The sequence below is a fragment of the Microbacterium sp. Root1433D1 genome, assembly GCF_001426835.1.
Classification (GTDB): Bacteria; Actinomycetota; Actinomycetes; order Actinomycetales; family Microbacteriaceae; genus Microbacterium; species Microbacterium maritypicum.
Map to the genome: position 1 here is coordinate 601,420 of NZ_LMFN01000001.1, position 17,277 is coordinate 618,696.

19 protein-coding genes are annotated in these 17,277 nt (G+C 66.5%); 3 read left to right on the plus strand and 16 right to left on the minus strand.

The window, feature by feature from the left end; translation table 11 throughout:
* Nucleotides 1-123: 123 nt before the first annotated feature.
* From ASD13_RS02920 to ASD13_RS02980, 14 genes are all read right to left on the minus strand, one after another.
* Complete coding sequence (locus ASD13_RS02920; RefSeq protein ID WP_021201124.1) at nucleotides 124-336, minus strand: hypothetical protein; 213 nt, start codon at nucleotides 334-336, stop codon at nucleotides 124-126.
* A 152-nt stretch (nucleotides 337-488) separates the two neighbouring features.
* Nucleotides 489-1,679 (minus strand): elongation factor Tu, encoded by a 1,191-nt coding sequence (tuf, locus tag ASD13_RS02925; RefSeq protein WP_017829210.1) that lies wholly within the window; start codon nucleotides 1,677-1,679, stop codon nucleotides 489-491.
* A 169-nt stretch (nucleotides 1,680-1,848) separates the two neighbouring features.
* Nucleotides 1,849-3,963, minus strand: a complete 2,115-nt coding sequence (gene fusA / locus ASD13_RS02930; RefSeq protein ID WP_055865589.1) for an elongation factor G — start codon at nucleotides 3,961-3,963, stop codon at nucleotides 1,849-1,851.
* An 87-nt stretch (nucleotides 3,964-4,050) separates the two neighbouring features.
* On the minus strand, nucleotides 4,051-4,521 hold the full coding sequence (gene rpsG / locus ASD13_RS02935; protein WP_017201608.1) for a 30S ribosomal protein S7: 471 nt from the start codon (nucleotides 4,519-4,521) through the stop codon (nucleotides 4,051-4,053).
* 5 nt (nucleotides 4,522-4,526) lie between these two features.
* Nucleotides 4,527-4,895 carry a 30S ribosomal protein S12 gene (gene rpsL / locus ASD13_RS02940; protein WP_017201609.1) on the minus strand — a complete coding sequence of 123 codons (369 nt, stop codon included), beginning with the start codon at nucleotides 4,893-4,895 and terminating at the stop codon, nucleotides 4,527-4,529.
* A 232-nt stretch (nucleotides 4,896-5,127) separates the two neighbouring features.
* Complete coding sequence (locus ASD13_RS02945) at nucleotides 5,128-5,775, minus strand: hypothetical protein (RefSeq protein ID WP_055866829.1); 648 nt, start codon at nucleotides 5,773-5,775, stop codon at nucleotides 5,128-5,130.
* An 82-nt stretch (nucleotides 5,776-5,857) separates the two neighbouring features.
* Nucleotides 5,858-6,343: a hypothetical protein gene (locus ASD13_RS02950; protein ID WP_235562453.1), complete on the minus strand. Its 486-nt coding sequence runs from the start codon at nucleotides 6,341-6,343 to the stop codon at nucleotides 5,858-5,860.
* 14 nt (nucleotides 6,344-6,357) lie between these two features.
* Nucleotides 6,358-7,377, minus strand: coding sequence for a hypothetical protein (locus ASD13_RS02955; protein WP_055865592.1), 1,020 nt, complete (start codon nucleotides 7,375-7,377; stop codon nucleotides 6,358-6,360).
* A gap of 116 nt (nucleotides 7,378-7,493) precedes the next feature.
* Nucleotides 7,494-7,646, minus strand: coding sequence for a hypothetical protein (locus ASD13_RS17525; RefSeq protein ID WP_164743708.1), 153 nt, complete (start codon nucleotides 7,644-7,646; stop codon nucleotides 7,494-7,496).
* A 71-nt stretch (nucleotides 7,647-7,717) separates the two neighbouring features.
* Nucleotides 7,718-8,374: a hypothetical protein gene (locus tag ASD13_RS02960; RefSeq protein ID WP_055865594.1), complete on the minus strand. Its 657-nt coding sequence runs from the start codon at nucleotides 8,372-8,374 to the stop codon at nucleotides 7,718-7,720.
* Entirely contained in the window at nucleotides 8,371-8,703 is a 333-nt protein-coding gene (locus tag ASD13_RS02965) for a PadR family transcriptional regulator (RefSeq protein WP_055865598.1), read from the minus strand. Before ASD13_RS02965 ends, ASD13_RS02960 begins: the two co-directional genes overlap by 4 nt.
* An 88-nt stretch (nucleotides 8,704-8,791) precedes the next feature.
* A complete protein-coding gene (locus ASD13_RS02970; RefSeq protein WP_200942437.1) occupies nucleotides 8,792-9,730 on the minus strand; it encodes a sugar ABC transporter permease in 939 nt (312 codons plus the stop codon).
* A gap of 1 nt (nucleotide 9,731) precedes the next feature.
* A complete protein-coding gene (locus ASD13_RS02975; RefSeq protein ID WP_055865601.1) occupies nucleotides 9,732-11,336 on the minus strand; it encodes an ABC transporter permease subunit in 1,605 nt (534 codons plus the stop codon).
* Nucleotides 11,337-11,403: 67 nt separating this feature from the next.
* A complete protein-coding gene (locus ASD13_RS02980; RefSeq protein ID WP_055865604.1) occupies nucleotides 11,404-12,612 on the minus strand; it encodes a sugar ABC transporter substrate-binding protein in 1,209 nt (402 codons plus the stop codon).
* Between the two features lie 184 nt (nucleotides 12,613-12,796).
* Here ASD13_RS02980 and ASD13_RS02985 point away from each other — a divergent pair, with 184 nt between their 5' ends.
* From ASD13_RS02985 to ASD13_RS02995, 3 genes are all read left to right on the plus strand, one after another.
* Nucleotides 12,797-13,228, plus strand: coding sequence for a hypothetical protein (locus ASD13_RS02985; protein ID WP_055865606.1), 432 nt, complete (start codon nucleotides 12,797-12,799; stop codon nucleotides 13,226-13,228).
* A gap of 13 nt (nucleotides 13,229-13,241) precedes the next feature.
* Nucleotides 13,242-13,730: a YajQ family cyclic di-GMP-binding protein gene (locus ASD13_RS02990; RefSeq protein ID WP_017829222.1), complete on the plus strand. Its 489-nt coding sequence runs from the start codon at nucleotides 13,242-13,244 to the stop codon at nucleotides 13,728-13,730.
* Between the two features lie 456 nt (nucleotides 13,731-14,186).
* The gene (locus ASD13_RS02995) at nucleotides 14,187-14,819 is read left to right on the plus strand and encodes a GntR family transcriptional regulator (protein WP_055865609.1); all 633 of its coding nucleotides are present in this window, start codon (nucleotides 14,187-14,189) and stop codon (nucleotides 14,817-14,819) included.
* Between the two features lie 4 nt (nucleotides 14,820-14,823).
* Here ASD13_RS02995 and ASD13_RS03000 read toward each other — a convergent pair whose 3' ends face one another.
* Both ASD13_RS03000 and ASD13_RS03005 read right to left on the minus strand, forming a co-directional pair.
* On the minus strand, nucleotides 14,824-15,831 hold the full coding sequence (locus ASD13_RS03000; protein WP_055865612.1) for an alpha/beta hydrolase: 1,008 nt from the start codon (nucleotides 15,829-15,831) through the stop codon (nucleotides 14,824-14,826).
* 71 nt (nucleotides 15,832-15,902) lie between these two features.
* Nucleotides 15,903-17,276, minus strand: coding sequence for an FAD-dependent oxidoreductase (locus tag ASD13_RS03005; RefSeq protein ID WP_055865615.1), 1,374 nt, complete (start codon nucleotides 17,274-17,276; stop codon nucleotides 15,903-15,905).
* Nucleotide 17,277 lies beyond the last annotated feature (1 nt).

Here is a 17,277-nt window from a genome sequence, read left to right on the forward strand (position 1 = left end):
TCCTACTGGATGCAACCGTGAATACGCCACATCCGACGGCATTCCGAGCCTGATGCCCGGTGCCCGCACGCGCAAGAGCGGCGATCCACCCGTGGTGGATCGCCGCTCAGGAGACGCGGAGTTCTACTCGTTGCCGACGGCCTTGTCGGCGCCGTCGCGGATCTCGTCGATCTTGTCGGCCGCACCGGGAGCGATCTTCTTCGCGAAGTCTGCGACGCCGTCGAGCACCTTGTCGCTGATGTCCTCGGCCTGCTCGCTCTTCACGGCCTCGGCGATCTTGTCCTTGTTCTGCTCGTACAGGTCCTTGCCCTTGTTCACGGCGTCTTCGATACCCATGTGTTTCCCCTTCTGAAGGTGTGCCGCCGACCGATCGGGCCGACCACACTCATTGTGCATGTCCGCAATCGTAAACGGAACCCTCGAGACGCCGTGTTAACGACAGAGGGGCCGGACCCGAAGGTCCGACCCCTCTGCGAGGAAGCAGATGCTTACTTGATGATCTTCGTGACCGTACCGGCGCCGACGGTGCGTCCACCCTCACGGATGGCGAAGCCGAGGCCCTCCTCCATGGCGATCGGCTGGATCAGCTCGACCGTCATGTCGGTGGTGTCGCCGGGCATGACCATCTCGGTGCCCTCAGGCAGCGAGATGACGCCGGTGACGTCGGTGGTGCGGAAGTAGAACTGCGGGCGGTAGTTCGTGTAGAACGGGTTGTGACGGCCACCCTCGTCCTTGGACAGGATGTACGCGGTGCCCTCGAAGTCGGTGTGCGGCGTGACCGAACCCGGCTTGACGATGACCTGACCGCGCTCGACGTCCTCACGCTTGGTGCCGCGGAGCAGCAGACCACAGTTCTCGCCGGCCCAGGCCTCGTCGAGCTGCTTGTGGAACATCTCGATACCCGTGACCGTGGTCTTGACGGTCGGACGGAGTCCGACGATCTCGACCTCGGAGTTGATGGCCAGCGTGCCACGCTCGGCGCGACCCGTGACGACGGTTCCACGACCGGTGATCGTGAAGACGTCCTCGACGGGCATCAGGAACGGCTTGTCACGGTCACGCTCCGGGTCCGGAACGCTGTCGTCGACAGCCTGCATCAGGTCCAGGATCGCCTGGGTCCACTTCTCGTCGCCCTCGAGGGCCTTGAGAGCGGAGACGCGGACGACAGGAGCGTCCTCGTCGAAGCCCTGGCCGGCGAGCAGCTCGCGGACCTCGAGCTCGACGAGCTCCAGGATCTCCTCGTCGTCGACCATGTCGGACTTGTTCAGCGCGACCAGCAGGTACGGCACGCCGACCTGCTTGGCGAGCAGCACGTGCTCGCGCGTCTGAGCCATCGGGCCGTCGGTGGCGGCGACCACGAGGATCGCGCCGTCCATCTGAGCCGCACCGGTGATCATGTTCTTGACGTAGTCGGCGTGGCCGGGAGCGTCAACGTGCGCGTAGTGGCGCTTCGGGGTCTCGTACTCGATGTGCGAGATGTTGATGGTGATACCACGCTGGCGCTCTTCCGGCGCCGAGTCGATGGAAGCGAAGTCGCGCTGCACGTTGGTGTCGGACGGGTACTTGTCAGCAAGCACCTTCGAGATCGCTGCGGAGAGCGTGGTCTTGCCGTGGTCGACGTGACCGATCGTTCCGATGTTGACGTGCGGCTTGGTCCGCTCGAACTTGGCCTTAGCCACTGGGTCCTCCTCAGGACGTCGTTGTAGAGGTGACCGGGCACTGGTTTGCGACCGGTTCTCTACGGGTTAGGTTCTCAGTTTAGTAGAGAGGGAATGTGAAGTTGTAGGTGACCTGGGAACCCCGCGGCGCTTCGCGGTGCTCGGCGCCGCGGGGAACCCAGAAGGGTGATTACTCGCCCTTGGTCTTCTGGACGATCTCGTCGGCCACAGCGCGGGGAACCTCAGCGTAGCTGTGGAACTCCATGGAGTAGACGGCACGACCCGAGGTCTTCGAGCGCAGGTCGCCGATGTAGCCGAACATCTCGGACAGCGGAACCTGTGCACGGACGACCTTGACGCCTGCGGCGTCTTCCATCGACTGGATCTGGCCACGACGCGAGTTCAGGTCACCGATGACGTCGCCCATGTACTCCTCAGGAGTACGGACCTCGACGGCCATCAGCGGCTCGAGCAGCACGGGGTTGGCACGGCGCGCGGCCTCCTTGAAGCCCATGGAGCCCGCGATCTTGAACGCCATCTCCGAGGAGTCGACGTCGTGAGCCGCACCATCGACGATGGTCGCCTTGACGCCGACCATCGGGTAGCCCGCGAGCACACCGACGTTCATCGCGTCCTGGAAACCGGCATCGATCGAACCGATGTACTCACGAGGGATGCGACCACCGGTGACGGCGTTCACGAACTCGTAGATCTTCTCGGAGTCGAGGTCGAGCGGCTCGATGGTGAACTGGATCTTTGCGAACTGTCCAGAACCACCGGTCTGCTTCTTGTGCGTGTAGTCGTGCTTCTCGACGGTCTTGCGGATCGTCTCGCGGTACGCCACCTGCGGCTTGCCGACGTTGGCCTCGACGTTGAACTCGCGCTTCATGCGGTCCACGAGGATGTCGAGGTGCAGCTCGCCCATGCCCTTGATGGTCGTCTGACCGGTCTCGGGGTTCAGCTCCGTGCGGAAGGTCGGGTCCTCTTCAGCGAGCTTCTGGATGGCGACACCCAGCTTCTCCTGGTCGGCCTTGGTCTTCGGCTCGATCGCAACCTCGATGACGGGCTCGGGGAACGTCATCGACTCGAGGACGACCGGAGCTGCCGGGTCGGTCAGGGTGTCACCGGTGGTGGTGTCCTTCAGACCGATGACCGCGTAGATGTTTCCCGCGGTGACCGAGGGGACCGGGATCTCCTTGTTGGCGTGCATCTGGAAGATCTTCCCGATGCGCTCCTTCTTGTTCTTGGTCGAGTTGATGACCGCAGAACCGGAGTCCAGGTGACCCGAGTAGACGCGCACGTAGGTGAGGCGACCGAAGAACGGGTGCACCGCGACCTTGAACGCGAGGGCGGCGAACGGGTCATTGGCGTCGGGGTGACGCTCGATGATCGTGTCGTAGTCCTTCGGGTCGTGCGCCTCGATCGAGCCCACGTCGAGCGGGTTCGGGAGGTAGTCGACGACCGCGTCGAGCATCGGCTGGACGCCGCGGTTCTTGAACGCGGAACCGCAGAGCACCGGGTAGATCTCCGAGGCGACGGTCAGCTTGCGGATCGCACCCTTGATCTCGGCGACCGTGAGCTCCTCGCCACCGAAGAACTTCTCGAGCAGAGCGTCATCGGTCTCGGCGACGGTCTCGAGGAGCTGCTGACGGTACTCCGCAGCCTTCTCCTTGAGGTCTTCCGGGATCTCCTGGATCTCGTAGGAGGCACCCATGGTGACGTCACCCTTGGAGTCTCCGGCCCAGACCAGTGCGCGCATCTCGACCAGGTCGACGACGCCGATGAAGTCGCTCTCCGCGCCGATCGGCAGCTGAATCACGAGGGGCTTGGCGCCCAGGCGGTTGATGATCGTGTCGACGGTGAAGTAGAAGTCGGCGCCGAGCTTGTCCATCTTGTTGACGAAGCAGATGCGCGGGACGTTGTACTTGTCGGCCTGACGCCAGACGGTCTCGGACTGGGGCTCGACGCCCTCCTTGCCGTCGAACACAGCGACAGCACCATCGAGGACGCGGAGCGAGCGCTCCACCTCGACCGTGAAGTCCACGTGGCCGGGGGTGTCGATGATGTTGATCTGGTTCTTGTTCCAGTAGCAGGTCACGGCGGCAGACGTGATCGTGATGCCGCGCTCCTTCTCCTGCTCCATCCAGTCGGTGGTCGAGGCGCCGTCGTGCGTCTCGCCGAGCTTGTGGTTGACGCCCGTGTAGAACAGGATGCGCTCGGTCGTCGTGGTCTTGCCGGCATCGATGTGCGCCATGATGCCGATGTTGCGGACCTTGCTCAGGTCCGTGAGCACGTCTTGTGCCACAGGAGTGTCCTTATCTTTTGGAGCAGTCGTACTGCGAAGAGGGGGTGCCCGCCCCTCGGCGAATGGCCGAGGGGCGGGCGAAGCTGTTTACCAGCGGTAGTGAGCGAACGCGCGGTTCGACTCGGCCATCTTGTGCGTGTCCTCGCGGCGCTTGACCGCGGCACCCAGGCCGTTGGAGGCGTCGAGGATCTCGTTCTGCAGACGCTCGGTCATCGTCTTCTCACGACGGCCCTTCGCGTAGCTCACGAGCCAGCGCAGAGCGAGCGTGTTGGCGCGGTGAGGCTTGACCTCGACCGGCACCTGGTAGGTCGAGCCACCGACGCGGCGGCTGCGGACCTCGAGCGTCGGGCGCACGTTGTCGAGCGCCTTCTTCAGCGTGGCGACGGCGTCCTGACCGTTCTTCGCCTCGACGCCGCGGAGGGCGCCGTAGACGATCGACTCGGCCAGCGACTTCTTGCCGTCGACGAGGATCTTGTTCACCAGCGAGGTGACGATCGGTGCGCCGTATACCGGGTCGTTGACGACGGGGCGCTTCGGGGCGGGTCCCTTACGAGGCATCTAACTCAACCCTTCTTCGCGCCGTAGCGGGAACGAGCCTGCTTACGGTTCTTGACTGCCTGGGTGTCCAGGGCGCCACGGACGATCTTGTAACGCACACCGGGGAGGTCCTTGACACGACCGCCACGCACGAGCACGAGCGAGTGCTCCTGCAGGTTGTGGCCCTCACCGGGGATGTACGCGGTGACCTCGGTGCCGTTGCGGAGCTTCACACGAGCGACCTTGCGCATCGCCGAGTTCGGCTTCTTCGGGGTGGTGGTGTAGACGCGGGTGCAGACCCCGGCCTGCTGCGGGTTCGACTTGAGCGCCGGTGCCTTGGTCTTGGTGACCTTGGGCGAGCGACCCTTGCGAACCAACTGCTGAATGGTTGGCACGTTCTCTCCTCATAGTGCTGCACGGTGACAGCGTGATGGGTTTCACATCATGACCCACCGGCACGTCGGAAATGACGAGCTTTTGGTGTGATGGGTATGCCGTGGGGGCGGACCGGCAGGTGCCGGCGCCCAGCGCACACGCAGAGGCGTGCACACACCTGATCAAGTGTAATGCCGCGTAACCTGACGGTCAAATGAATGCCCCTCCGACCGTGTGCGTCGGCCGCACACGTCAGGGCAGGTCGGGGTCGAACGGCGAGTCCAGCGACTCGGTGAGCTCGGCCAGCAGTGCCTCGATCTGCGGTTCCACATGCTGCGAGATCGCGGCCTGGATCGAGATGCGGTGCCGCAGCAGGATGCCGCAGATCTCGCGTCCGACCATGTTGGCGTACTCGTCGGCGAGGGCGACCTCCTGCCGGAGGGCGACCTTGGCTTCCTCCGTCAGCGGAGGAAGAGCGGGCAACTCGGCGGCGGAGTCGTCGGCCAGCCCGGCGATGGTGAACAGGAACGGAGCCCCTGGTACAGGGTCGGGGTCGAGGGGCAGACCGTCGAACTCGGGATCGAGATCCTCGGCCGGACGGTAGCTGCGAGCGCGGTTGCGCGCGGCCTGCTGATCGAGCTCGCGCTGCAGCATCGGCAGATTCCGTGCGGTGTACTCCGCAACGGCGTGATCGACGATGGTCTTGATCCGCGTGGACAACCCGTGCTGCACGCCGTGCGGCACGTTCGCCCCGATGCCGGCTGCCGAGAGGATGGGCGATCCGAGACATCGGCGACACGGCGCGACGCGACCACGGTGGGTGGCCGGCTCCCAGCGCGGCACCCAGCGCAACCATGCCTCGACGGCCTGGTCCACCTGCGTCTCCAACGAACGCTCCACCCCACCAGCGTACGGCGCGTCGCCCGTCGCCGTCGCGATTTCCCGCTCCCGGCGGGGCGGGAGGGGAACGATCACTCGCGGGTCACTCGTCGTCGTCGCGCTCCCACGGCCACCGCGGATGCTCGGCACGGGTGCGACGCAGCGCGATCCCGCCCCACGCGGCGATCAGCGCCGCCAGCACGAGCACCGCACTCGCTCCCTCGCGCACGAGATGACCTGCGACCGCGGTTGCGAGCACGAAGCTCCCCGCGGCGATGAGCACACCGACCCATACGGCTGCCAGATGGACGAGACCTGCGACCAGGGCGATCGCGATCGTCGCGACATACGACGGCTGTGGTCGACGCAGCGTCGACCACAGCATGAGCGCGAACGAGACCACGGCGGCCAGCATCCCGATCACCCCAGGCGTCTGCCCGAGGTCCGGTACCGCGATGATGTCCGTGTCGGTGGCGATGCTCAGCGCTCCGAGCCCGAAGACCGCCAGCGCGAAGAAGCTGATGGTGGCGAGCACGACCGCCAGGACAGCCGAAACCCCCGCGGACTCGGGTCCGCGGGGGTTCGGCATGGTGGAGTTCGTGATTACCTCGACAGCGTCGGGCCGGCTTCGAGGGTGCGCTCGTACTCGCGCTGCGCCTCGGCGTTCAGCTCGGTCTTGCGGGCACCGCTGCGGGCGACCCAGGCCCCGAACCAGATGGTCAGCTCACGGGCGAACACGAAGGCCGCGATCGCGAGCGGGGCGAGCAGCTGCTCTCCGACGAGGTCGAGCCCCTGACTCGCGCTGAGCTTCCAGAACGGCGCCTCGAACAGCTGGCCGAGGATGTGTCCTCCATAGGCGATGACGCCGACGATGATGCCGAAGACGACCCAGAGTCCCCAGCGACCGCGGTTGATGATCGCACCGAGCAGCCAGAAGCCGAGGAAGAAGACCACGACGGGCGTCCAGAATCCCCAAGTCGTCAGCGGAGCGATCGCGGTCTGCCCGATGTTCTCCCCGGTCACATCACCGGTGATCGCGCCGAGCCCCAGCGCCGCACCGAGGTACAGCACCGCGAAGACGAGCGTCGCGAGGAGTCCGATGGCTCCCGCGGTGCCACGGTTTCCGCGGTCGCGCGGCGGCTCGGGAGCCTGCACGAAGATGGGCTGCGGCTGTGCCGCGGCTGCAGCGACCAGCGGTTCGGACGGCACGACGCGCGTGTCGGCCTCATCGCCGTACTGGGCGTAGGCGGCACCCGCCATGCCCGACTGCTCATGACCGAACGCGACGGGCTCGCCGATGACCGGCTCAGGGAAGAAGGAGGAGGACTCGGCGTCGGCGCGCGTCCTGACCTCGTCGGCGTAGTCGTTCGACGCGACGGACGCAGCGGGGGTCACTGCCGGGGGCGGCGACGCGAAAGTCCCGGGGTGATCGCGCTCGGCCTCTTCGAACGCAGCGAGGTCGGGATCGACCGGCGCAGCGGCGGGCTTCTCCTCCACGCCGTCGTTCGAACCGGGAACATCCGCACCTGCGGCAGCGGCGGCATCCAGACCCGCGTTCGCACTGCCGACGACGTCGTCAACGTCAGCCGGCTTCTCGGGCTGGGGAACGTCGGGGTCACTCATGGGGTGCGCCTCTCATCGGATACGTGCATTGTGAGGGTACCTCCGCGCAAACGGCCGCTCGCGGAGGCGTGCCGACGTGTCGTCATACGCGAGGACACCGCACTGTCTCTTGGGTTTCAGGGGAGCGCGTTGCGCAGTGCATCACCGGCGAACTGCGCGAGCACGGGAACAATCGGCAGCGACAGCCACACCAGGGCTCCGATGATGGCGACGCACACGATGCCGGCGAACCAGCTCATCCCGAGGTTGCGACCACCCACGCGTGCCATGCCTCCACGCTACGACCGAACGGTGCGAGAGCCCGGGCGCAACGCCGACAGCGGCGGTTGCCCCGCGGCAGTCAGCGCGCGACGCGACCGCGCAGGCGCCAGAGCAGCCAGAGACCCGAGAGCGGGATGAGGAGGATGCCGATTCCCGCGAGACCGCCCCAGATCATGTCGTACCACGCAGGAAGCAACGGATTGTTGGCGGGCGGCGGGGTTCCTGTTCCCGAGGAGCTGCCGCTCGATTCCCACGCGGAGATGGTGACCATCGTCGAGATGACGAGGATCGACAGACCGCCCGCGACGAACGGCACGACGATCGCCACGACCTTCTCCCCCGTCTTCCAGAGCGAGCTCAGACTCACGAGCACGGCACCGACGAACCACCCGACGATCGGCACGACGATCCCGCCGAAGCTCAGCGTCAGAGCCGCGGCGATCGCGAACCCGCGCGTGGACGTCGTCGACGGACCCGGTGCCGACGGTGCGGACGCGGTCGTCGGCACCGCGAGAGGCGAACCCGCCGGCAGCTCGGCCTGTGCCTCGCGGACGATCGCGCCGGGATCGCCGAGCTGAGCGATGCGCACGGCCGTGGCTTCGGCGTCGAGTCCCTGGAGCTCTTCGACGATGCCCCCGCGGATGTCCGTCGCGATGCCGTGCGGCAATCCGCGCATCGCCTCATCGAGTCGTGTGAGGAAGTCCTCTCGCAGGGCGACAGCGGTGGTTTCGGTCATGATCGTCCCTCTCCGACGATGCCCGTGACGACACGGGCGAACGGTGCCCACTGGGCGCGGAATCGCTCGAGCTGATCGACGCCGACCTCGGTGAGCCGGTAGTACCTGCGCACCGGGCCCGACTCGGACGGCTGATCGAACGTACTGACCCAGCCGTTGTCACGCAACCGCCCCAGCAGCGGATAGAGCGTGCCGATGCTGGCGATCAGGCCGGCGCCGGTGAGAGCCTCAGCCAGCTGCCATCCGTACATAGGCTCCCGCGCGAGCAGGCCGAGCACGCAGTACTCGACCACTCCCTTGCGCATCTGGGCGCCGACATCGGCTGTCATGCATGACAAGGTAGCATGCGAGACAAGAGAGCGGGAGAACCGCCCGCGCGACTGCGGGCGTCGCCGAGGCGACACCCGCAGGAAGCGCTCAGCCCTTGGTCGCTCCGGCGGTCAGCCCACCGACGATGTACTTCTGCAGGAAGAGGAAGAGGATCATCACCGGGATCGCCGCCATCACCGCACCGGCGGAGAAGGCCGACCAGTCCGCGTAGCGCGGGTTCGCCACGAGCTTGGTGAGTCCGACGACGAGGGTCTGCTGATCCACGTCGACGAGCATGACGCTCGCGATCACGTACTCGTTGACCGTGCCGATGAACGACAGGAGCCCGACTACCGCGAGGATCGGAGCGACCAGACGCAGGATGATCGTGAAGAAGATGCGCGCGTGACCGGCGCCGTCGATGCGCGCCGCCTCGTCGATCTCCTTCGGGATCGTGTTGAAGAAGCCGTACATCAGGTATGTGTTCACCCCGAGCGCTCCCCCGAGGTACACCAGGATCAGACCGGTGTGGGTGTTCAGACCGATCGCGGGGAACCAGTCCCCCAGTGTCGACATGAGCAGGAAGATGGCGACCACGGCGAGCAGCTGCGGGAACATCTGCACGACCACGATCGTCACGAGCCCCACACGGCGCCCGGCGAACCGCATGCGCGAGAAGGCATATGCCGCGCAGGCGCCGATGAAGACGGTGACCGCTCCGGTGACCACCGCGATCAGCAGCGTGTTGAGGAACCACGTGCCGTAGGGGTTCTGCGGGTCGCTCAGGATGCGCACGTAGCTGTCGATCCCGATCGCGGAGAAGAGCTGGTTCGATCCCGTCAGCGTCCCCTTCGGGTTCAGCGAGGCGGAGATCACGTACAGCAGGGGGAACAGGGCGAACGCACTCACAACGATCGCCACGAGGTGGCGCCATCCGGTGTCGGCGAACCAGGCGCCGAAGCTGCGACGGCGGGGGGCGAGGCTCTGCACGCTATCGGTGGAGCGAGTGGCGGCGGATCGCTCGGTGGTGGGGCTGGTGGTGCTCATGTCAGTTCAGCTCCTCGAGGGCCTTGGTCTTGCGGAAGCTGATGATCGAGATCGTGGCGACCACGATGAAGATCAGGATCGTGAAGGCAGAGGCCAGACCGTAGTCACGCGTCTGCCCCGTGAAGGCCACCTTGTAGACCATCGAGATGAGGATGTCGGTGTGCCCGACGGGGATGGACACGTCGCTGAAGCGCGGGCCCCCCTTGGTGAGCATGTAGATCAGGTTGAAGTTGTTGAAGTTGAACGCGAAGGACGAGATGAGCAGCGGTGCGACGGTGACCAGCAGCAGCGGCAGCTTGATCCGGCGGAAGACCTGCCACGGGTTCGCGCCGTCCATCACCGCGGCTTCGTTCACATCCTCGGGGATGCCCTGCAGGGCGCCCATGCAGACGAGGAACATGTACGGGAAGCCGAGCCACAGGTTCACCAGCAGCACCGACACCTTCGCGAGGGCGGGGTCGGTGAGCCACGGGATCTCGGCCCCGCCGAAGATCACCTGGTTGATGAAGCCGAAGCTCTCGTTCATCATTCCGGCCCAGACGAGCGCCGACAGGAACGCGGGGAACGCATACGGGAGGATCAGGATGATGCGGTAGCCGTTGCGGAACCGCATGCGGGTGTTGTTGAACACCAGGGCCAGGAGAAGGCCGAGGAAGAACGTCGTCGCGACCGAGATCAGAGCGAACGCGAACGTCCAGAGGGTGACCGAGATGAGCGGTCCGCGGATGGAGGAGTCGGTGACGGCGCGGATGAAGTTGTCGAAGCCGACGGTCGTCTGCCAACCGGGGAGCAACTGCTCGCCGCCCTCGGCGGTGAAGGCCCCGTCGCCCGTATCGGAGTAGACGGTCCCTGTCGTGGTGTCGGTGATGGTGTCTGCGGCCTCGTCGTACTCCAGCGTCGAAACGTACAGGTAGCCCTTCTGCCCGTCCGGGGCGCGCAGGCTGCCGTCGTTCGGGTCGTCGCTGAACGGCACCGACAGCTTCTCGAGCTCTTCGGAGAGCGTGAAGACGGTCGCGAGCGGAAGCGTGGTCCACCCGTCGACGGCGACGGCCGTGCCGTCTTCGAACCGGGCGTCGACCTCTTCCAGCGGCTGTTGCGCTGTACCGAGGAGCGCGTCGCCGGATTCCGGGTCGGTCACGAGCAGACCGTAGGTGCCGAACTGCTCGACGACCGTCACGGGATAGGTCGGCGAGTCCTCGACCCGCTCCTGCGCCGAGGCGAGGAGGGAGGAGATCGCCTGGTCCTTGGTGCCGTTGTGGCCTGTGCCGTAGTTCGTGAACCCGATGTACCCGGTGTAGAGCAGCGTGAACACCTGGAAGATGACCAGGAAGATGATCCCGGGAGTGAGGTACTTCGCGGCGATGCGCTTGCGGGAGAAGTAGATGTAGTTGACGAGGACGGCGACCGCCACGACGATGCCGAGGATCAACCACTCCCGCTGGGCGAAGAGCACGAAAGCGGCGTAGAGCGCGATCGCGTCGACGACGGCCAGCAGGAGGATCTTCAGCAGCATCCAGCCGATCGGTCCGGATGCGGCCTCCGCGATCTTCGCGGCCTGGCGCTGACGTCTGGTCGGAGGAGCTGTGCGCTCGTCGGTGTCTGTCATGTCATCCTCGTCATGATCCTGCCGGGGCGGGCGAAGGCCCACCCCGGCAGAGTCCGTGTTCTGGCTGTTACTTGATCGCGGCGGTCACGTCGTCGACGAGCTTCTGCCACGTCGTCGCCGGGTCTTCGCCGTTGATGACCGCGGCCTCGGCCACGCCCCAGAACTCCCAGACCGCGCCCATGGCCGGGATCGCGGGCATCGGGACGGCGTCGGCGCCGACGGCCTGGAAGCCGGCGATGATCGGGTCGGCGGCCGCGGTGTCGGCGGCTGCGGTCAGGGCGGGGAGGATGTTGCCGGCCTTGAACAGGTCGAGCTGCACATCTTCGGTGCCGATGTAGTTGACGAGGAAGTCGTTCGCGGCGACCTTGTTCTTCGACTCCGAGCTCACGAAGAAGCCCTTCACGCCGGCGAACGGCGAAGCGGTCTCACCGGTCGGGCTCGGGATCGGGTCGATCGCGACGTTGATGCCCGCGTCGGTTGCCGCGCCCACGTTCCACGGACCGGTGAGCCAGAAGGCCGCGGTGCCGTCGAGGAACTGCTGCTTGGCGATCTCGCCGTCGACGTCGGTGTTCAGAACACCCGCAGCGCCCTGTGCGCCCAGCCAGTCCGCGAACGCGAAGCCGCCCTCGCTGCCGAGCTGGAGGTCGGTGGAGTCGTAGCTGCCCGTGTCGTCAGTGCCGAACACCGGGGCGCCGAACGCCGTCTGGAACGGGTAGAGGTGGTACGGGTTGCCCTCGGTACCCTGCTCGACGACGAAGGTGCCCTTCGAGAGCATGTCGTCGAAGCTGGTCGCGGCGGCCGGAACCAGGTCGGCGTTGCGCAGCACCGCGATGTTCTCGACGGCGTACGGGAGCATGTAGACGGTGCCGTCGTACGTGGCGGCCTGGAGCGCGACCGGGAGGTAGTCCTCGGAGCTGTCGCCGAGCTCGATGGGTGCGACGACGCCGTTCGTGGAGAGCTCGCCCAGCCAGTCGTGCGCGCCCATGACGATGTCGGGGCCCTTGCCGGTCGGAACCTGCTGGATGAAGTCGTCCTTCATGTCGTCGACCGACTTGCCCGTGAGCTCGACCTTGACGCCGGTCTTCTCCTGGTAGGCGTCTGCAGCGCCCTGCAGTGCGTCGACGCGCTCGGCGTCGACCCACACGACCAGCTTCCCGCTGTCGTCGGAGCCGGAGGTGTCGTCGCTGCTGGTCCCCGTGGAGCAGCCGGCAAGCGTCAGAGTCGAAACGATGGCGATCGCGCCCGCGGCGACGATGCCCCTCTTGTTCACCTTCATTGGTGTGTGCCTCTCTCAGTGCTGATCACCTGCAAGGACTGCAAGCGCTTACAGTATGCATCGAAATCAGCGGCGTTTGCAACGAGAGAAGGCGTTGATATCAACCCGTGATAGAGAACGGAGCGCTGCTGGGATGTGAAAACGCTTCCATGAGACGGGGAAGCGAGACCCGTAGACTGCCGGAATGACTCACGGTTCGCACCGCATCGCCCGAATGACGACAGGTCTCGTGCTGGCGCTGTCGGCGGCCGCACTGAGCGGGTGCACCGCGTTCACCACGGACTACGCGGTGCTGGAGCGCGATGTCGAACCCGCGGACGCGTTGCCGGACGCGTTCATCGAGCAGGACTCCGGCGACGGCGCCGAGCTCTCGTCTGCGCGGTTCGTCGGCGAGCATTCCGGCAGCTCGCTGTGGGTGCTGCGCGGGGTCGACCAGGGAACGGTCTGCGTGCTCGCCTACCGGGACGAGACCGCGGGAACCATGGCGTGTGGCGGCGAACGCGGCCCCGTGGAGATGAGCGGCCCGGCCGGTCACTTCGTGCTGGTCCCCGACGACCACCCCACGCCGGACGGAGCCACCCGGATCTCCGACAACGTGTACGCCCTGAGCCCCTGAGTAGGATGAAACCATGGCTGACAGCTCATTTGACATCGTCTCGAAGGTCGACCACCAGGAGGCGGAGAACGCCCTGAACCAGGCCCGCAAGGAGATCGAGCAGCGCTACGACTTCAAGGGCACGGGTGCGTCGATCGCCTGGAGCGGCGAGAGCATCCTGATCATCGCGAACACCGAGGAGCGGGCCAAGGCCGTGCTCGACGTGTTCCAGTCCAAGCTCATCAAGCGCGGCATCTCGCTGAAGAGCCTCGAGTCGGGCGACCCGTTCGCCAGCGGCAAGGAGTTCCGCATCGTCTCGACGCTCAAGGACGGCATCTCCTCGGAGAACGCGAAGAAGATCAACAAGATCATCCGCGACGAGGGCCCCAAGGGCGTGAAGAGCCAGATCCAGGGCGACGAGCTGCGCGTGCAGTCCAAGAGCCGCGACGACCTGCAGTCGGTCATCGCGCTGCTCAAGGGCGCCGACCTCGACCTGGACCTGCAGTTCATCAACTACCGGTAAGCCACCGGGACACATCGAAAGAGGGGGTCGAGTGCAGCACACTCGACCCCCTCTCTCGTCATTGTTGGATTGCATACTGATATATGGGTTTAGGTACCCAAGACTGGAAGCGGTCGACTCGATGCGACCGATGACGCGAACGCCGCGTGACGCACTGCCGTCGTAGGGCTACGCGATTTCGGGATTGCGAGCTTGCCCTCGTGGGGACGAGGCCGCGGCAGTTCCATGCGCTCGCGTCTTCGGTGGCCGGCGGATGCCCAGCATCCGCCGGCCACGGAACCCACGAGTACGAAGAACACGGGCACGACGAGCCCACCTGAGCCACGATGCGCGCCCCCACGCGGACTGCCGACTCAGGTGGGGGATATTGGCATCCGACGCGACTTCATGATGTAGTTGCCCTCCCGGGCGAATCATGGGGCGCTCGGGATCAGAAGGGCAACTGGGGGCGGATCCATGGGGAATATCGGATCGACGAACGTCGGCGAGAGCAAGCAGCTCTTGGCCGAAGAGGTCTTCCACCACATCGGCAGGCAGATCATCGACGGCACGCTTGCCGCGGGTGAGCGCATCCGCGATGTCGATGTCGCGGAAGAACTGCACGTGTCACGGACACCGGTACGCGAGGCGCTGCAGCGGTTGGAACGGCTGGGCATGGTCACGATGTACCCGAGCCGGTACACGGAGGTCACGGCGGTGACGGCGGAGACCATCGCCCAATCGCTCGTGTTCGCCGGCTACCAGGCGGGAATCGCCGCGCGACTGGCGGTGCCGCAGATCACGGCCGCTCAACGCGAGCATGTGCTCGCGCTGGTCAACGCCATGCGCGCAGCTCTGGAAGACGGTGCCGGCACCTCGAACGCCCGATGGGCGGTGTTCTCCTACCTCGGCGAGCACAGCGGCAACGCGCAGCATCGCACGCTGATCGACGACGCGAGCATGGTCCTGTTCCGCAACCTCCGCGACTGGGTGGTCCCGCCGTCCGATCGCGCACGGATGGCGCAGATCTACGTCGACTTCGGCGACGCCGTGCGCAGCGGCGACGGCGACGGCGCCGAGCGCCTCGTCAGGGAGATGTACTACCTGTGAGAGCTCACTGCGCTGCGCGCCATCCGGTCACCCATCGGTCCAACCGCCGGTAGGCGTCTTCGCGCGCCTCGTGCCGGGAGAGGAAGACGTCGTGCAGCGCGCCGTCGATGCGCTCCACGGTGACGCTGGGACCGAGCCGGAGCGCTGCGCGGGCGATGTCGTCGACCACGAGCACCGAGTCGGCCGACGTGAGGTCGTCCGACCACCGGGTCGGCGGCACGAATCGTGCCGACAGCAGCACGCATACGGGCGCCGTGATCGACAGCCCCGACGCCACCGCCTTGTGGCCGGAGAGGATGGCGTGCAGCCAGCCCGCGTACACCGCCATGGTCTGCGCGGGCCGCCATACCGGGTTCACATCCATCGGATCGTCCGGGTCGGCGACCTCCTGCTGCGCGCGGGTGTAGAAGCCGAGGTCGACCTGCGGCGCGGCCTCCATCGGTCGCAGCCTCGCCTGCAACTCGACCATCGGCGCGATCGCCGCGCGGGCCGGCGCGAACTGGAACTCCAGCCACGGGCTGTTCAGGATCACCGCGTCGGCGGAGCCCGGATGGCGGGAGGCCCACAGACTCAGCGTCAGCCCCCCGGTGGAGTGCCCGAGCAGGAGGAGTCGACGGGCGGACTCGGCGCCCCCCTCCCCGCGGCCCATCGCCTCCAGCGCAGCTCCGATGTCCTCGTCGTAGATGGCGAGGTCGGCGACGTAGCCGGGAGTCTGGCCGTCGCGCAGGCTGCGACCGTACTTGCGCAGGTCGAGAGCGAAGAACCGGGCGCCACGCGAAGTCCAGAAGCGGGCCAGCCGCTTCTGGAAGAAGTAGTCGGACCAGCCGTGCACGTACAGCACATCGACCCCGTCGAGAAGCGGTCGGCGGCCGCTCGCCCGCGCCCACAGGCTCGGCCTCCTCGGCAGCGCGCGCACGAGGGTCGCAACGACAGGCCCCTGGTCATCCGTGCCGAGATCGAGCGTCAGCTGCTCGAACTCGTCACCGAGAACATCCGGGATCCACTCGGTCATGCGTTCCTCCCCCGTCGTCGCCAGGCTAGCCGAGCGCGCGACCGGGTGCGGGAGGCCCGACCGTGACGGCTCTACTCGCCGCGTGAGACCCGGACCATCTCGTCACGCGGGACGACCTTGACCCTGGCGCGCTCCGCCGGAGCACCGAGGGCGATCTCGTGCTCGTCGAGCCGGTGCCACCCGTCCAGGTCGGTCCAGCGCACGCCGCGCTCCTGAAGGAGCTCGACGATGGACTCCTCCGAGGGGTCCTCCGGGTGCCACCACGCGCTCTGGTCGTTGATGATGTGACGCACGGTCTCCATCGCGTCGGACTTGGTGTGCCCGATCAGCCCCACGGGGCCGCGCTTGATCCATCCGGTCGCGTAGATGCCGGGCACGCGTTCGTTCGAGTCCTTGGCGAGCACCTGACCCTCACGGTTCGGGATGACACCGTGCTTCTTGTCGAAGGGAACCCCGGGAAGCGGCGAGCCGAAGTAGCCGATGGCACGGTACAGCGCCTGGAGGGGCACCTCGCGCAGCTCTCCCGTGCCGACCGCGCCACCCTGGCCGTCGGGCCGGGTGCGCTCGTACACGAGGGCCGCGACGCGACCGTTGTCGTCCTTGCGGACCTCGACCGGCTTCGCCCAGAAGTGCAGGTGCAGGCGTCGCGACGCCGTGCCTCCGGCGTTGTTGACCGAATCGCGCTTGCGCCAGGACTGCAGGATGCGGTCGATGACCATCACCTGCTTGTTGCTGGCGACGGCGTCCTTCGCGGCGTCGTCGTAGTCGAAGTCCTCGTCGTAGACGACCATGTCGACATCGCGCAGTTCGCCGAGCTCGCGCAGCTCGAGCGGCGTGAACTTGACCTGCGCCGGTCCGCGACGCCCGAAGACGTGCACGTCGGTGACCTGGCTGGCCTTGAGGCCTTCGTAGACGTTGGCCGGCACCTCGGTGACGAGCAGGTCCTCCGCGTGCTTGGCCAGCATGCGGGCGACATCGAGGGCGACGTTGCCGTTGCCGAGCACGCCGACCGAGGCGGCATCCAGCGGCCATTCACGCGGAACATCGGGGTGGCCGTCGAACCAGCTGACGTAGTCCGCAGCGCCGTACGAGGCGACCGCATCGATGCCGGGGATGTCCAGCGACGTGTCGCGGATGGCCCCGGTCGCGAAGATCACCGCGTTGTAGTGCTTCTTGAGGTCGTCGAGAGTGATGTCCTCGCCGAAGCGGACGTTGCCGAACAGGCGGATGTCACCACGGTCGAGCACGTCGCGGAGGGCGTTGACGATGCCCTTGATGCGCGGGTGGTCGGGCGCGACGCCGTAGCGCACCAGCCCGTACGGTGCGGGGAGCTGCTCGAAGAGGTCGATCGAGACGTCGAACTTGCGCTCCGCCTTCAGCAGGATGTCCGCCGCATAGATGCCGGCGGGGCCCGCACCGACGATGGCCAGTCTGAGCTTGGTCATG

What these genes read in the sequence shown, in the direction of transcription:
- ASD13_RS03000 (WP_055865612.1), bottom strand. Translation starts at nt 15,831, where the DNA reads ATGACCGAGTGGATCCCGGATGTTCTCGGTGACGAGTTCGAGCAGCTG.
- rpsG (WP_017201608.1), bottom strand. Translation starts at nt 4,521, where the DNA reads ATGCCTCGTAAGGGACCCGCCCCGAAGCGCCCCGTCGTCAACGACCCG.
- ASD13_RS02995 (WP_055865609.1), top strand. Translation starts at nt 14,187, where the DNA reads ATGGGGAATATCGGATCGACGAACGTCGGCGAGAGCAAGCAGCTCTTG.
- ASD13_RS03005 (WP_055865615.1), bottom strand. Translation starts at nt 17,276, where the DNA reads ATGACCAAGCTCAGACTGGCCATCGTCGGTGCGGGCCCCGCCGGCATC.
- ASD13_RS02970 (WP_200942437.1), bottom strand. Translation starts at nt 9,730, where the DNA reads ATGAGCACCACCAGCCCCACCACCGAGCGATCCGCCGCCACTCGCTCC.
- ASD13_RS02960 (WP_055865594.1), bottom strand. Translation starts at nt 8,374, where the DNA reads ATGACCGAAACCACCGCTGTCGCCCTGCGAGAGGACTTCCTCACACGA.
- ASD13_RS02990 (WP_017829222.1), top strand. Translation starts at nt 13,242, where the DNA reads ATGGCTGACAGCTCATTTGACATCGTCTCGAAGGTCGACCACCAGGAG.
- ASD13_RS02980 (WP_055865604.1), bottom strand. Translation starts at nt 12,612, where the DNA reads ATGAAGGTGAACAAGAGGGGCATCGTCGCCGCGGGCGCGATCGCCATC.
- ASD13_RS02950 (WP_235562453.1), bottom strand. Translation starts at nt 6,343, where the DNA reads ATGCCGAACCCCCGCGGACCCGAGTCCGCGGGGGTTTCGGCTGTCCTG.
- ASD13_RS02965 (WP_055865598.1), bottom strand. Translation starts at nt 8,703, where the DNA reads ATGACAGCCGATGTCGGCGCCCAGATGCGCAAGGGAGTGGTCGAGTAC.
- ASD13_RS02955 (WP_055865592.1), bottom strand. Translation starts at nt 7,377, where the DNA reads ATGAGTGACCCCGACGTTCCCCAGCCCGAGAAGCCGGCTGACGTTGAC.
- ASD13_RS02985 (WP_055865606.1), top strand. Translation starts at nt 12,797, where the DNA reads ATGACTCACGGTTCGCACCGCATCGCCCGAATGACGACAGGTCTCGTG.
- ASD13_RS02920 (WP_021201124.1), bottom strand. Translation starts at nt 336, where the DNA reads ATGGGTATCGAAGACGCCGTGAACAAGGGCAAGGACCTGTACGAGCAG.
- ASD13_RS17525 (WP_164743708.1), bottom strand. Translation starts at nt 7,646, where the DNA reads ATGGCACGCGTGGGTGGTCGCAACCTCGGGATGAGCTGGTTCGCCGGC.
- ASD13_RS02975 (WP_055865601.1), bottom strand. Translation starts at nt 11,336, where the DNA reads ATGACAGACACCGACGAGCGCACAGCTCCTCCGACCAGACGTCAGCGC.